The following is a 13420-nucleotide window of genomic DNA, read 5'->3' as shown; positions in this document are numbered from 1 at the left end:
TTTTTTGTCTGCGCTGCGGAAAAGCGGCCGCCTGCAAGCGGAACGCCGCGCCGCGCAGGCGCGCGTCGGCCTTCGGCCTTGCTCCGCGCGGAAGACGTGCCCGACCGGCGCTCCTTTTTTTCTGCCCGCACTTCAAGCGGGTAGCCGCTATGCGGAAATTTATGGTTGATCGAATCTGCCCACGTCCCTAAATGCCCCATCACTTTCGGTACCGATCCCAACCCCGGACTCTTATCCGGGGGGGCGCTAAGGGCCGGCTGGATTGTCATCTACTGGAACGAAGGGGAGCGCCATGACAGACGCCAACCTCTTCCAACTGGGGATCGGTCTGGAGACAGGCGCCCATGAGGAAGATACCGACCGCGGTGTGACCACTGCGAACATCGACGCTATTGTGGAGTCCGACCGCGAGGATCACTTCATCCGCAAGGATGGCAAGGTCTTTGCCGGCACCCACCTGATCATCGAGGTGATGAAGGGCACCGGGCTGGACTGCGAAGCGCGCATCCAGAAGGCGTTCCGCGACTGCGTGGACGTCTGCGGCGCCACGCTGCTGCACATCCACACCCACAAGTTTTCGCCCCAGGGCGTCTCCGGCGTGGCCGTGCTGGCCGAAAGCCATATCTCGGTGCACACCTGGCCGGAAATCGGCTATGGCGCCTTTGACGTCTTCATGTGCGGCGATGCCGAGCCGTGGAAGGCCGTCGGAGTGCTGAAAGAGGCGTTCAACACCGATATGGTGGAAGTGCGCGAGCTGCTGCGCGGGGAGGAGCTGATCGCCAAGGAGGTCGCGGCATGAGCGATGCCGTCAAGCATGAGTGGGTCACCGAGAGCCTGCACGCGCATTACGCCCAGCGTTTGCGCGTGGACGAGATGCTCTATGACAGCAACACCGCGCACCAGCGCCTGAAGGTGTTCCAGAACGGCCAGTTCGGCCGCATCCTGACGCTGGACGACGTGGTGCAGACCACCGAAGGCGACAACTTCATCTACCACGAGATGCTGACCCATGTGCCGATCCTGGCGCATGGCAATGCTAAACGCGTGCTGATCATCGGCGGCGGCGACGGCGGCATGGCCCGCGAGGCGCTGCGGCATCAGTCGGTCGAGCATGTCACGATGGTGGAAATCGACGGCGGCGTGGTGGATTTCTCCAAAGAATACCTGCCGATGCTGAGCGAAGGCGCCTTTGACGATCCGCGCCTGAACCTGGTGATCAACGACGGTGCGCTCTTCATGAAAGAGAACACCGAGAAGTTCGACGTGATCATCGTCGATTCGACCGATCCGATCGGGCCGGGCGAAGTGCTGTTCACCGACACCTTCTATGGCCACGCGGCGCGCTCGCTGACCGAGGACGGCATCATCGTGACGCAGAACGGCGTGCCGTTCATGCAGGGCGATGAGCTGACCGGCACGCTGCGGGCCTTCCAGGCGCTGTTTGCCGACGCCTCCTGCTACCTGGCGACCGTGCCGACTTACGCAGGCGGGCCGATGGCCTTTGGCTGGGGCAGCCTGTCCGGCAAGGCCCGCAACGTGAGCCTTGAGGACCTGGAAACCCGCTTTGCCGCCGCCGGAATCGACACCGGCTATTACAACCCGGAGGTTCACAAGGCCGCCTTTGCCTTGCCGAACTACGTGAAGAAGCTGTTCCCGTAAGGAACACCGGAGACAGGGGGCCGCGGCCCCCTTTTTCATTTCTCCTCCAAGGATATCCGTCCGGACGCCTTGCGCACCCGGTGCCTCGGATCGTCACGGCCCTTCTGCTGCAAGCCAATTCCGCCCTTGGCCTGCCCGCCGCTTCTTGCTACCCGCAGCGGAACGAAACCAAAGGCGGCGGACCAGATGCAGCACGACCCCATCCTTGTTGTTGACCGCGAGACCGGCGAGACCTTCGAGGAAGCCGTCCTTGGCGAGAAATGGATCCGCTGGGCCTATCAGACCGCCGGCGCAAAGCCGATTGAAAAGCTCTTGTTCCGCTCCGCCCTCATCAGCCGCCTGATGGGCGCCTGGTTCGACTCGGGCCTCTCCAAGGGCAAAATTGCCAAGGTGGTTGAGGAGCTGAAGATCGACATGAGCGAAGCCGCCGCCCCGGCCAAGAGCTTCAAAAGCTTCAACGATTTCTTCATCCGCCGCCTGAAGCCCGAAGTGCGCCCCTTCAGCACCGATCCGCAAGACATCGTCTCCCCCGCCGACGGCCGGGTACTGGTCTTCCCGCAGCTGGACGAAGACACATTCGTGCCCGTGAAGGGCCACCCGATGTCCGTGCGCACCATGCTGCCGGGGATTGCGGAGCGGTTCTTCGGCGGCGCGCTCGCCATCGTGCGGCTGTGCCCGGCCGACTACCACCGCTATCACTTCCCCGCCGCAGGCCGGATCACGGCCGCAGAGGACATCGGCGGCGCGCTGCATTCGGTGAATCCGATCGCGCTGGGTGCAGGCCCGGATGTCTTTGGCGAGAACAAGCGCAGCTGGACGCTGATCGAGAGCGACGCCTGCGGCGCCTACGCCTTTGTCGAAGTCGGCGCCTTCGGGGTGGGCAGCATCGTCAACACAAGGACCGAGGGCACGGTCGCGAAGATGGAGGAAAAGGGCTACTTCAAGTTCGGCGGCTCGACCGTGGTCGTGGTCTTTGAACCGGGCCGCGTCCAATTTTCCGAGGATCTGGCGGCCAACAGCGCCAAGGGCCGCGAGACCCTGGTGAAGCTGGGCCAGCCGCTCGCCCGGGCGCTCTGACGCCCGCGGCGCAGGCCAAGCCGCTTGCAAGCGGCTTGCCCCTGCCGCAGGCCTGCCCGCGCCTACCGCTTGGGCGGGATCGAATAGGTCATCGAGGCGCGCGCCACAGGCTCGTCCTGGCCGTCGGAATACATCAGCACATCGGCGACGGCGAGCACCCGGCCCAGCTTCAGCAGCCGCGCCTCGGCAACCACATCCGCGCCGGCCGCCGGCTTGCGCATGAAGTCGAGCGAGCAATTGGTGGTCACCGCCAGCGCCTCCGGCCCAAGCCGCGACAGGATCAGCGCATAGATCGCGCAATCCGCCAGCGCAAACATCGACGGCCCCGACACGGTGCCGCCCGGCCGCAGATGCCGCTCTGCCGTCAAAAGCCGCATCCTCAGACGGCTTTCGTCCAGCGCGTCGATGGCAAAATCCTCCGCCACCTGCGGGAAAATCTCCTTGAGGTAAGCGCCCAGCCCGTCCCGGTCGAATGCAAGTGCCATGCTTTTCCTTTCTCCCTGCCGCGCATAGAGTTGCCCCAAGCTTCGGGAGGAGAGCAAGATGACAATTCTGAAACGTCACGACACCGGCGCCATTGCCCGGCTGACCATGAACGCGCCCGAGCGGCTGAACGCGCTCTCGGACGAGATGCTGGCCGCGCTGCACGAGCAGATCAATGCGCTGAGCGAAGACCGCACGATCAAGGTTGTGGTGCTTTCGGGCGCGGGCAAGGGCTTCTGCGCGGGCCATGACATCAGGCAAATGACCGCCGGCCGCGCGAATGAGGACGGCGGAAAGGCCTATTTCCAGGACCTGTTCGCCCGCTGCACAGCGGTGATGACGGGCCTGCAGAAACTGCCGCAGCCGGTGATCGCCCAGGTCCACGGCATCGCCACCGCCGCGGGCTGCCAGCTGGTCGCTTCCTGCGATCTGGCCGTGGCCGCCGAGGGCACGAAATTCGGCGTCAATGGCGTCAGCATCGGCCTGTTCTGCTCCACCCCGATGGTGGCGCTTTCGCGCAACATCCCGCGCAAGCAGGCGTTTGAGCTGCTTACCACCGGGGAGTTCATCAGCGCCGCCCGCGCCGCCGAACTCGGCCTGGTGAACCGCGCTGTTCCCGCCGGGGACCTGGAGGATGAGACCACGCGCCTGGCCGAAACCATCGCCGCCAAGCTTGGCGCCGCGGTGAAGATCGGCAAGCAGGCCTTCTACGAACAGCTGCAGCTGCCGCTTGACGAGGCCTATGCCCATACCAGCGAAGTGATCGTGGAGAACCTTCTCTACCGCGACACCATCGAGGGTATGGCGGCCTTCCTGGAAAAGCGCAAACCCGACTGGCAGGACGGCTAAAGCCCGAACGGATAGACGCGCATTGCCGGCGCGCGCGGAGGCGATGCGGTCGGGAGTGGCTGGCAGTTTATGCCGGCCAAGTCCGTAGACCCTCTCGAGGACACGCCCAGCCCCAGCCAAATCGCCGCCGCGCGGGGGCGCGCCGGCGATGCGCGGCGGCCTTGCGGCCTGGTTCCGCGCCCGGGCATCTAAATCGCCCTCCGGACACTCCTGAAAATTTCTGGAAAATTTTAGCCTTTGTTTACCTTTCGGCGTTTATTGTTTCCATACGGCGCCTTTCAATAAAGGCGCAAAGATGGCAAAGATTGAGCAAGGCCCGCCTCTCACCGCGGCCTGCGCAATTTGGGCCGCCGCTTGCGAAGGTCCCTCCAACGCCGGTTCTCTCTCACCGGCGCGGCATTCCGCAAGCGGCGGCCCCAAATCCCCCCGGACCAGCAAATGACGTGATCCGGCAGACCAGCCTGCTTGCGGCGCGCATGATGCCGGCTGCGGCCCGGCACACCCGCCGCCATTTCCCGCCGCATATTGCACCGGCACCGCCCCTGCCCTATGTGCAGCGCATGACACAGACATTGCATATCGTCGGCGGCGGCATGGCCGGCTCCGAAGCCGCCTGGCAGGCGGCCAACATGGGCGTCAAAGTGGTCATCCACGAGATGCGCCCCAAGGTGGAAACTTTTGCCCATCAGACCGGCAACCTCGGCGAGATGGTCTGCTCCAACTCCTTCCGCTCGGATGACGACGAGCAGAATGCGGTGGGCCTGCTGCACTGGGAGATGCGCCAGGCAAACGGCCTGATTATGGCCACTGCCGATGAGCACCGCCTGCCCGCAGGCGGCGCGCTGGCCGTCGACCGCGACCCCTTCGCCGAAACCGTGACGGCCAAACTGAAGGGGCACCCCAATGTCGAAGTTTCCTACGGGGAGATCACCCGCCTGCCCGAAGACGGCCACTGGATCTTTGCCACCGGCCCGCTGACATCGCCCGAATTGGGCCAGGCAATCCGGGCCGAGACCGGCGCTGAGGCGCTGGCTTTCTTCGACGCCATCGCGCCCATCGTCTATGCCGACAGCATCGACATGTCCCAGGCCTGGATGCAGTCCCGCTACGACAAGGGCGAGACCGAGGAAGAGCGCACCGCCTACCTCAACTGCCCGATGACGAAGGACCAGTACGAAGCATTCATCGATGCCCTGCTGGCCGCGGACAAGACCGAATTCCACGAAGGCGAGGAGTCGTCTGCCCCCAATCCCACCCAGTATTTCGACGGCTGCCTGCCGATCGAAGTGATGGCCGAACGCGGCCGCGAAACCCTGCGCCACGGCCCGATGAAGCCGGTCGGCCTCACCAACCCGCACAAGCCGGACGAAAAAGCCTACGCCGTCGTCCAGCTGCGCCGCGACAACGCGCTGGGCACGCTGTTCAACATCGTCGGCTTCCAGACCAAGATGAAATACGGCGCCCAGGCCGAGGTCTTCCGGATGATCCCGGGGCTGGAAAACGCAAGCTTCGCCCGCCTTGGCGGTATCCATCGCAATACCTTCATCAACTCGCCCACCCTGCTGGATGCGCAGATGCGGCTGAAACAAAAGCCCAACATCCGCTTTGCAGGCCAGATCACCGGCGTCGAAGGCTACGTGGAAAGCGCTGCCATGGGGCTGCTCGCAGGCCGTTTCGCCGCGGCAGAAATCCTCGGCCAGGAGCTGCCCGCGGTACCGCAGGACAGCGCCATGGGCGCGCTCATCCACCACATCACCGGCGGCGCCGAGGCCAAGACCTTCCAGCCGATGAACGTGAACTTCGGCCTGTTCCGCCCGGCCGAGGGCCTGAAGGGCGGCCGCCGCGGCCGCAAGGACCGCTACAAGGCCTATACAGACCGGGCCAAGGACGCCTGGACCACTTGGCTTGGCAAGTTTTCATAGACGCCCCCCCGGCGGCCCGGTTAAGATACGCTTATGGGAGACAAATTTCTCGACCGCATCTTCGGGGCCAAGGACCCCAATGCCATTCGCGAGCTCTATGAGAGCTGGGCCGCCTCTTACGAGGAGGAGATCGGCGAGAGCGGCTATGCCACTCCCGCCCGGATCGCGGCGGCGCTCTGGAAACACTTGCCTGAACCGGAGGCGCCTGTGCTCGACTACGGCTGCGGCACCGGGCTGGCGGGGCTTGCCCTGCGCGCCGCGGGCTACCAGGTGATCGACGGGCTCGACCCCTCGCCCGCGATGCTGGACCGCGCCCGCGGAAAAGGCGTCTACCGGAAACTTGACCTGCTCGACCTCAAGGACAAGGCCCCGGTCGCCCCGGGCAGCTACCGCGCCATCGTGGGCTGCGGCGTGCTCGGCACCGGCGCGGCGCCGCCCGTCACCTTCGACGTGATCATGCGCAGCCTTTCCCGCGGCGGATTGTTTGCCTTCTCCTACAACGACCACGCGCTCGAAGACCGCGCCTATACCGGCAAGCTGAACGACTGGCTGGACTGCTCCGCCGCGCGGCTGCTGTTCCGCCATCACGGCGAACACTTGCCCGGCATCAACCTCAAGTCCACCGTCTACGTGATTGAGAAGGCGTGACATTCACCACCCGCTTCGCGCCGTCTCCAACCGGACCGCTGCACCTGGGCCATGCCTATTCCGCGCTTCTGGCGCAGGACATGGCGGCCCAGGCGGGCGGGCAGTTCCTCCTGCGCATCGAGGATATCGACCAATCCCGCGCCCGCCCCGCCTGGGAAGCCCAGATCTACCGGGACCTCGCCTGGCTCGGCCTCCGCTGGCCCGCGCCGGTGATGCGCCAGTCGGACCGCCTGCCGCACTACCGCACAGCACTTGCCCGCCTCTCGGAAATGGGCCTCACCTACCCCTGCCGATGCAACCGCGCCGATATCGAAGCCGCCGCCGGCGCGCCGCAGGAGGGCGTGCCGCGATTCGGCCCCGACGGCCGCATCTACCCCGGCACCTGCCGCACCCGCCCGCTGGCCGAGGCCACGGACGGCGACGTGATCCGGCTCAATATGGCAAAGGCTGTGGCAGCCGCGGAGCTGCGCAGCTTTTCCGAAACCGGCAGCGCCTTTGCGGGCGTGCATCCCCCGAGCCCCGCGCAGCTGAATGAGACGGTGGGCGACATCATCCTGGTGCGCCGCACCATGGGCAGCTCCTACCACCTTTCGGTGGTCGTCGACGATGCCGGCCAGGAGATCACCCATGTGGTCCGCGGCGCCGACCTGTTTGATGCCACGCAGATCCACGTGCTGCTGCAAGCGCTCCTGCACCTGCCCACGCCCGTCTACCATCACCACCGCCTGATCCGCGACGAAGCGGGCAAGCGCCTGGCAAAGCGCGACGATGCCCGCGCCATCGCCAAATACCGCGCCGACGGCGCAACGCCGGAGGATCTGCGCCAAATGCTGGATTTGCCGCCACTTTCTGGCTGAAAACACCCTGCCGCGGCCGGTCCCGAAGAGCCGCCGATCGCTCAAGACGCGCCGCCGCCGCCACTTTCTGACTCAAAATACCCCCGCCGGAGGCACGGCCCGCCAGGGCCGTCCCCCTTGCGGCGGTCAGACCATCGGCTGCATCAGCTCGGTCTCTTCCCCGTCCCGCACCGCGGTGTAGAAACAGCTGCGCCGGTTGGTGTGGCAGGCCGGCCCGGACTGGCGCACAATCGCGAGCAGGCAGTCGCGGTCGCAGTCCAGCCGCAGGTCCACCAGCGCCTGCACATGGCCCGAGCTCTCGCCCTTGACCCAGAACGCCTGGCGCGAGCGCGACCAATAGGTGACGCGGCCGCTCTCCAGCGTGCGCGCCACCGCGTCGGCATTCATCCAGGCCATCATCAGCACCTCGCCGGAGCTCTCGTCCTGGGCGATGCAGGGGATAAGGCCGCCCGCGTCGTATTTCAGGCTGGCGGGATCAAAGGACATGTCAAAAACCTTTTGCATCTGGAACTCGGCCCCTTATGTATGGGGAACCACGCAGCAGGGAAAGCCCGGGGGAGCCATGTCTGGCGAAAGTGATCTCATAAAGCTCTATTCCACCCGCATCCTTGCGCTGGCGGCCGAGATCCCGCATCAGGCCCGGCTTTCCGACCCTGGCGCCAGCGTCAAGAAACGCTCGCCGCTGTGCGGCTCCACCGTGACGGTGGACGTGACACTCGAGGATGGCCGCATCGCCGCCTTCGGCCAGGACGTCAAGGCCTGCGCCCTGGGTCAGGCCTCTGCCGCTGTGGTCGGCGCCAATGTGATCGGGCGCACGCTTGCAGAGATCGAGACCGCGCGCAATGAGTTGAAGGCGATGCTGACGCAAGGCGGCCCGGTGCCGCAGGCGCCGTTTGACGGTCTTGAAGTGCTGCAGCCCGCAGCCGAGTTCAAGAACCGCCACGCCTCGATCATGCTGGCGCTGGAGGCGACGCTGGAAGCCATGCAGACCGCCGCCAAGGCCAAATGCGCCTGAGCCTTTCCCTCTAGCATCCTAATCCGGATTACCCACGCGCGGGACAAGGCCGAAGACCGCCAGCGTTATCTGTTGCGCTCCGCCGGGGAACACCTTGCAGAAAAAACCGCCGCGCATCCGGGCAGGGATGGCGGCGGCAGTCATGCGCGTGGCGTGCGGGATCCGGACCGGCCGGCTGGATCTTGGGTAAATCCAAAAAGGGATCGGGACAGGCGGATGACCCCCGAGGCATTCCGGGACAGGAAAGGGCCGGCCCGGCACGGCACGCGCAATTCGAAAAAAGCTGGGTCAGAAGACTCCGGGCAGATGCAGCGCCGCGACCAGCATCACCATCAAGGCTGCGGCGCCAATGGCGTCCTCCAGCAGGGTTGCTTCGGCATTTTGCAGGGCGGTCTTGATCTGCGTCATCATGGCTCGGGCCTCCAATCTGTCAGGGTATGTGCTCTTTGGCTGTTTTGTTGCCCCTTTGTTCTCACTTTACGTTCCGCCTGTAAAGAACTTTTTGAGAACATTTGCGAACACACGTGAGAACACCCGCGCAGGACGCGAACGCACCGCCGCTATCCCACTGAGATCAAACGGATTGCCCGGTCCTGCTTCATCAGCCACAAGAGCACCCGCGCCGCCTTGCCGCGCGCGCTCTCCAGCGCCGGGTCGGACGCAAGCAAAGCCCGCGCGTCGCTTTGCGCCGTAGCCATCAGCCCGGCCTGGCGTTCGAGATCGGCGATCTGGAACCGCGGCAGCCCGGATTGCGCAGTGCCGATCATGTCGCCCGCCCCGCGCATCTGCAAATCGGTTTCAGAAATCCGGAAGCCGTCCTCGGTTTCGCGCAAAACCTCCAGCCGCTTGCGGCCGCCTTCGGTAAGCGGCGGCTGATACATCAGGAGGCAGGTCGAATCGGCACTGCCGCGCCCGACCCGGCCCCGGAGCTGATGCAGCTGCGCAAGCCCGAAGATCTCCGCCCGCTCGATCACCATGATCGAGGCATTGGGCACGTTCACCCCCACCTCGATTACCGTGGTCGCCACCAGGACCTTGGTTTCCCCGGCCTGGAAGGCGGCCATCGCGGCATCCTTTTCGGCAGGCGGCATCTGGCCATGCACCAGCCCCACCGTGCCTTCGCCCAAGGCAGCACGCAGATGCTTGAAACGCTCGCCCGCCGCGGTCAGGTCCATGACCTCCGATTCCTCCACCAGCGGGCAGACCCAATAACACTGCCGCCCATCGGCGATGGCTTTCCGCAGGTGCTCCACCACCTCCTGCATCCGCTCGGTGCTGATGACGGCAGTCTTCACCGGCTTCCGGCCCGGCGGCTTTTCATCCAGCACCGAGACATCCATATCGCCATATTGCGCCAGCGCCAGCGAGCGCGGGATCGGCGTCGCGGTCATCACCAGGACATCGGCACCCTTGCCCTTCTCCGCCAGTTCCATGCGCTGGCGCACGCCAAAGCGGTGCTGCTCGTCGACGATGGCAAGCCGCAGGTCACGGAAGGCCACGTCCTGCTGGAACACCGCATGGGTGCCGACGAGCACCTGGATGTCGCCGCGTTCAAGAGCGGCCAGCTTGGCCCTGCGCTCAGCCCCCTTGTCGCGCCCTGTGAGCAGCTCCAGCACCACGCCCGCGTCTTCGGCGAGAGGTTTCAGCCCCTCCAGGTGCTGACGCGCGAGGATTTCGGTCGGGGCCATCATCACCCCCTGCCCGCCTGCTTCAACAGCGACCAGCAAGGCCATGAAAGCAACCAGGGTTTTCCCCGCACCCACGTCCCCCTGCAACAACCGGTTCATGCGTTTGGGGGCCGCCATGTCGGCGCTGATTTCCGCGATCGCGCGCGCTTGGGCATTGGTCGGCCGGTACGGCAGCGCCTCCAGAACCCGCGCCTGCAACCGGCCGCTGGCCCGGCTCTGGATGCCGCGGCTCTTGCGCTCGGTCTGCCGCGCAAGCGCCAGAGTCAACTGATGCGCAAACAGCTCGTCATAGGCAAGCCGCGCCCGTGCCGGGGCTTCGGCCGCCAGGTCCTCTGATCCTTGCGGGTGGTGCGCGGCGTGGATCGCTTCGTGCCACGCGGGCCAGCCGTTGCGCGCCGCCAGCGCCGGGTCGATCCACTCCGGCAGCTCCGGCGCCCGCGCCAGCGCCCCCTGCGCGGCCTTGTACATGGTCTTCTGCGTGACGCCATTGGTCAGGCGGTACACCGGTTCAAACGGCGGGATCTCATCCGCTTCGGCCAGCGGCAGCATGTGATCGGGGTGCACCATCTGGGCGATGCCGTCGAACAGCTCCACCTTGCCCGAGACCACGCGGCGGGACCCTTCCGGCAACTGCGCCTCCAGATAGCGGCTGCGGCCGTGGAAGAAGACCAGCTGGAATTCCTCGTCCGCATCCTCCACGTGGATACGGTAGGCGCCGCCCCGGTTACGCGCCGGGCGGTGGTGGCCGATGGTCACCTCCACCGTCAGAACGGCAGGCAGCTCCGCCCCGCGGACGGTGTCGCGCCGCCGCCTGTCCACGACGGAATAAGGAAGCGAAAACAACAGATCACGCGGCGTTTCTATATCAATCTGCGCAAGATTGGGCACGGTCTTGGGACCGATCCCCGGCAGGGTCTCGGCCCCGGCAAACAGCGGAAACAGGATCTCCGGACGGCCGCTCATGACGCGCTGATCAGCTCCAGCCATTCGTCCTCGTCGAGCGTCCGGACGCCCAGCTCCGCCGCCTTTGCCGCCTTGGAGCCTGCGCCTGGCCCGGCCACCAGGATATCGGTCTTCTTTGAAACCGAGCCCGAGACCTTAGCCCCCAGCGCCTCCGCCCGCGCCTTGGCTTCGGCCCGTGTCATTTTCTCCAGGCTGCCGGTAAAGACCACGGTGAGCCCCGCCACCGGACTGCCCGCCGCAGGTGCATCCGGCGGCACGATGTCATCGAGCCGCTCGACCAGCCGGTCAAAAGCCGCGCGTTCATCCGCGTTGGCAAAGGCGTCCGAGAGCGACAGACCCAGCACCGCGCCGATGCCGTCAACGCCGGTCAGATCGGCCCAGGCGGCCGCGGCCTCCGCAGGCACCTCGCAGGCGGCGACGGCAGCGGCGCGGGTGTCGGCGATGCGGGCGCGGCGGCCTTCACCGGCGGCCGCCGTGCGTTCTGCCTCCTCGGCCTCATCTGCGGCGCGATGTGCCAGCGCCGCCGGGCGGGCACGGTCCATCGCCTCGGCCAGCGCGGCCCAGGAATGGTAGTGCAGCGCCAGATCGCGGGCACCGACCTCGCCCACATGGCGGATGCCAAGCGCGAATATCAGCCGGGCAAGCTCAATGCGCCGCTTTTCCGCGATGGCGGCAAACAGGCTTGCAGCGGATTTCTCGCCCCAGCCCTCGCGGTTCTTCAGCTGCTGGATACCGGAGCCGAATTTGCGTTCCAGGTCAAAGATATCCGAGGGCTCCTTGACCCAGCCATCCTGGTGGAACTGCTCCACTTGCTTGGCGCCCAGCCCCTCGATGTCGAACGCCGCACGGGAGACAAAATGCTTTAGTTTTTCCACCGCTTGCGCAGGGCAAATCATCCCGCCGGAACAGCGCCGCACCGCGTCGCCCTCTTCCCGCACCGCGGGGCTGCCGCATTCCGGGCAGGTCTCCGGGAAGTTGTAGGGCGCAGCGTCCGCGGGCCGTTGCGAAAGATCGACATCCGCGACCTTGGGGATCACGTCCCCCGCCCGGTAGATCTGCACCCAGTCGCCGATGCGGATATCCTTGCCGCCGCGGATCTCTTCACCTTTGGAGTCGCGCCCCGCTATGTAATCCTCGTTGTGCAGGGTCGCGTTGGAGACCACCACGCCGCCCACCGTCACCGGTGTCAGCCGTGCCACCGGGGAGAGCGCGCCGGTGCGGCCGACCTGAATGTCGATCGCCTCCAGCCGGGTCCAGGCCAGCTCGGCCGGGAACTTATGCGCGATCGCCCAGCGGGGCGTGGTGGAGCGGAAGCCCAGCCGCGCCTGCAGCCCGAGGTCATTCACCTTGTAGACCACGCCGTCGATGTCATAGCCGAGCGTTGCGCGCTGCGCCTCGATGCTGCGGTAACGGCGGATCATGTCCCCGACCGAAGAGCAAAGTTCGGTGAGCGGGTTGGTCTCGAACCCCAGCTGCTGCAGCCGGGCAATCGCCTCCATCTGCGTTTGCGCAAGGGGTGCACTCAATTCGCCCCAGCTGTAGGCAAAAAAGTGCAAAGGCCGCGCCCGTGTGGTTTCCGCATCCAGCTGCCGCAGCGAGCCGGCTGCGGCATTGCGCGGATTGGCGAAGGTCTTGCCGCCGCGCTCCGCCTGGCGCGCGTTCAGCGCTTCGAAATCGGCATGGCTCATGTAGACCTCGCCGCGCACCTCCAGGACTTCCGGCGCGCCCTCAAGCCTCTGCGGAATGCTGGCGATGGTGCGGGCATTGGCAGTGACATTCTCGCCGGTGCTGCCGTCGCCGCGGGTCGCGGCCTGGACCAGCCGGCCCTGCTCATAGCGCAAGGAAAGCGACAGGCCGTCGATTTTCGGCTCGGCGGTGTAGTGCAGCGGGGCTGCGGCCTCAAGCCCGAGGTACTTGCGGATACTGCGGTCGAAATCGGTGATGTCCGCGTCTTCAAAAGCGTTGCCAAGCGACAGCATCCGCACCGCGTGGGCGACCTTGCCAAACCCCGCCGCCGCCGGCGCGCCGACACTGTCGAGCTGGCTGGCGATCGCGCGCAGGTCCGGATGGGCCGCGGCCAGCGCCTGATAGCGCTGCTTCAGCGAATCATATTCGGCATCGCTGATTTCGGGACGGTCGTCGCGGTGATAGGCGGTATCGGCCGCACGCAGCTGCGCCTCCAGGTCCAGAAATTCGGCGCGCAACGCCTCGCCCGCGCTGCCCCCGGCGGTGTTCTGTGATGTTTCTGCCACCCGCGGC

The 13420-nt window shown here is 66.0% G+C and carries 13 protein-coding genes; 8 read left to right on the top strand and 5 right to left on the bottom strand.

The window, feature by feature from the left end:
* Positions 1 to 292 precede the first annotated feature (292 nt).
* From speD to asd, 3 genes are all read left to right on the top strand, one after another.
* Entirely contained in the window at positions 293 to 799 is a 507-nt protein-coding gene (gene speD / locus ACOHX0_RS05990; protein WP_420675778.1) for an adenosylmethionine decarboxylase, read from the top strand.
* The gene (speE, locus tag ACOHX0_RS05985; protein WP_420675777.1) at positions 796 to 1659 is read left to right on the top strand and encodes a polyamine aminopropyltransferase; all 864 of its coding nucleotides are present in this window, start codon (positions 796 to 798) and stop codon (positions 1657 to 1659) included. Before speD ends, speE begins: the two co-directional genes overlap by 4 nt.
* Positions 1660 to 1845: 186 nt before the next feature.
* Positions 1846 to 2736 carry an archaetidylserine decarboxylase gene (gene asd, locus ACOHX0_RS05980; RefSeq protein WP_420675776.1) on the top strand — a complete coding sequence of 297 codons (891 nt, stop codon included), beginning with the start codon at positions 1846 to 1848 and terminating at the stop codon, positions 2734 to 2736.
* Positions 2737 to 2798: 62 nt separating this feature from the next.
* On the opposite strand, the gene ACOHX0_RS05975 is transcribed toward asd, so the two are convergent.
* Positions 2799 to 3221, bottom strand: a complete 423-nt coding sequence (locus ACOHX0_RS05975; protein WP_420675775.1) for a PaaI family thioesterase — start codon at positions 3219 to 3221, stop codon at positions 2799 to 2801.
* A 58-nt stretch (positions 3222 to 3279) separates the two neighbouring features.
* Between ACOHX0_RS05975 and ACOHX0_RS05970 the strand changes: the two genes are divergently transcribed.
* From ACOHX0_RS05970 to gluQRS, 4 genes are all read left to right on the top strand, one after another.
* Complete coding sequence (locus ACOHX0_RS05970; protein WP_420675774.1) at positions 3280 to 4068, top strand: enoyl-CoA hydratase; 789 nt, start codon at positions 3280 to 3282, stop codon at positions 4066 to 4068.
* Positions 4069 to 4544: 476 nt separating this feature from the next.
* Positions 4545 to 5990: a methylenetetrahydrofolate--tRNA-(uracil(54)-C(5))-methyltransferase (FADH(2)-oxidizing) TrmFO gene (gene trmFO, locus ACOHX0_RS05965; protein ID WP_420675910.1), complete on the top strand. Its 1446-nt coding sequence runs from the start codon at positions 4545 to 4547 to the stop codon at positions 5988 to 5990.
* 33 nt (positions 5991 to 6023) lie between these two features.
* On the top strand, positions 6024 to 6638 hold the full coding sequence (locus tag ACOHX0_RS05960) for a class I SAM-dependent DNA methyltransferase (protein ID WP_420675773.1): 615 nt from the start codon (positions 6024 to 6026) through the stop codon (positions 6636 to 6638).
* Positions 6635 to 7495 carry a tRNA glutamyl-Q(34) synthetase GluQRS gene (gene gluQRS, locus ACOHX0_RS05955; protein ID WP_420675772.1) on the top strand — a complete coding sequence of 287 codons (861 nt, stop codon included), beginning with the start codon at positions 6635 to 6637 and terminating at the stop codon, positions 7493 to 7495. The genes ACOHX0_RS05960 and gluQRS overlap by 4 nt, the downstream gene beginning before the upstream one ends.
* A gap of 126 nt (positions 7496 to 7621) precedes the next feature.
* Here the strand turns inward: gluQRS and hisI are convergent, their stop codons facing one another.
* On the bottom strand, positions 7622 to 7999 hold the full coding sequence (gene hisI, locus ACOHX0_RS05950) for a phosphoribosyl-AMP cyclohydrolase (protein WP_420675771.1): 378 nt from the start codon (positions 7997 to 7999) through the stop codon (positions 7622 to 7624).
* A gap of 58 nt (positions 8000 to 8057) precedes the next feature.
* Between hisI and ACOHX0_RS05945 the strand changes: the two genes are divergently transcribed.
* A complete protein-coding gene (locus ACOHX0_RS05945; RefSeq protein ID WP_420675770.1) occupies positions 8058 to 8510 on the top strand; it encodes an iron-sulfur cluster assembly scaffold protein in 453 nt (150 codons plus the stop codon).
* Between the two features lie 288 nt (positions 8511 to 8798).
* Here ACOHX0_RS05945 and ACOHX0_RS05940 read toward each other — a convergent pair whose 3' ends face one another.
* From ACOHX0_RS05940 to ligA, 3 genes are all read right to left on the bottom strand, one after another.
* Positions 8799 to 8921, bottom strand: coding sequence for a hypothetical protein (locus tag ACOHX0_RS05940; protein ID WP_420675769.1), 123 nt, complete (start codon positions 8919 to 8921; stop codon positions 8799 to 8801).
* A gap of 149 nt (positions 8922 to 9070) precedes the next feature.
* Positions 9071 to 11161, bottom strand: a complete 2091-nt coding sequence (recG, locus tag ACOHX0_RS05935; RefSeq protein ID WP_420675909.1) for an ATP-dependent DNA helicase RecG — start codon at positions 11159 to 11161, stop codon at positions 9071 to 9073.
* Positions 11158 to 13413 (bottom strand): NAD-dependent DNA ligase LigA, encoded by a 2256-nt coding sequence (gene ligA, locus ACOHX0_RS05930; protein WP_420675768.1) that lies wholly within the window; start codon positions 13411 to 13413, stop codon positions 11158 to 11160. The genes recG and ligA overlap by 4 nt, the downstream gene beginning before the upstream one ends.
* Between the last annotated feature and the right edge of the window lie 7 nt (positions 13414 to 13420).

It is taken from the genome of Cribrihabitans pelagius (assembly GCF_048820915.1).
GTDB lineage: Bacteria > Pseudomonadota > Alphaproteobacteria > Rhodobacterales > Rhodobacteraceae > Cribrihabitans_A > Cribrihabitans_A pelagius.
This window is presented reverse-complemented; position numbering and strand designations above follow the sequence as displayed.

Excerpts from the sequence above, each read along its gene's own strand:
- recG (WP_420675909.1), bottom strand. The coding sequence starts at position 11,161 with ATGAGCGGCCGTCCGGAGATCCTGTTTCCGCTGTTTGCCGGGGCCGAG.
- asd (WP_420675776.1), top strand. The coding sequence starts at position 1,846 with ATGCAGCACGACCCCATCCTTGTTGTTGACCGCGAGACCGGCGAGACC.
- ACOHX0_RS05940 (WP_420675769.1), bottom strand. The coding sequence starts at position 8,921 with ATGATGACGCAGATCAAGACCGCCCTGCAAAATGCCGAAGCAACCCTG.
- ACOHX0_RS05970 (WP_420675774.1), top strand. The coding sequence starts at position 3,280 with ATGACAATTCTGAAACGTCACGACACCGGCGCCATTGCCCGGCTGACC.
- ACOHX0_RS05975 (WP_420675775.1), bottom strand. The coding sequence starts at position 3,221 with ATGGCACTTGCATTCGACCGGGACGGGCTGGGCGCTTACCTCAAGGAG.
- ACOHX0_RS05960 (WP_420675773.1), top strand. The coding sequence starts at position 6,024 with ATGGGAGACAAATTTCTCGACCGCATCTTCGGGGCCAAGGACCCCAAT.
- trmFO (WP_420675910.1), top strand. The coding sequence starts at position 4,545 with ATGATGCCGGCTGCGGCCCGGCACACCCGCCGCCATTTCCCGCCGCAT.
- speE (WP_420675777.1), top strand. The coding sequence starts at position 796 with ATGAGCGATGCCGTCAAGCATGAGTGGGTCACCGAGAGCCTGCACGCG.
- speD (WP_420675778.1), top strand. The coding sequence starts at position 293 with ATGACAGACGCCAACCTCTTCCAACTGGGGATCGGTCTGGAGACAGGC.
- ACOHX0_RS05945 (WP_420675770.1), top strand. The coding sequence starts at position 8,058 with ATGTCTGGCGAAAGTGATCTCATAAAGCTCTATTCCACCCGCATCCTT.
- hisI (WP_420675771.1), bottom strand. The coding sequence starts at position 7,999 with ATGCAAAAGGTTTTTGACATGTCCTTTGATCCCGCCAGCCTGAAATAC.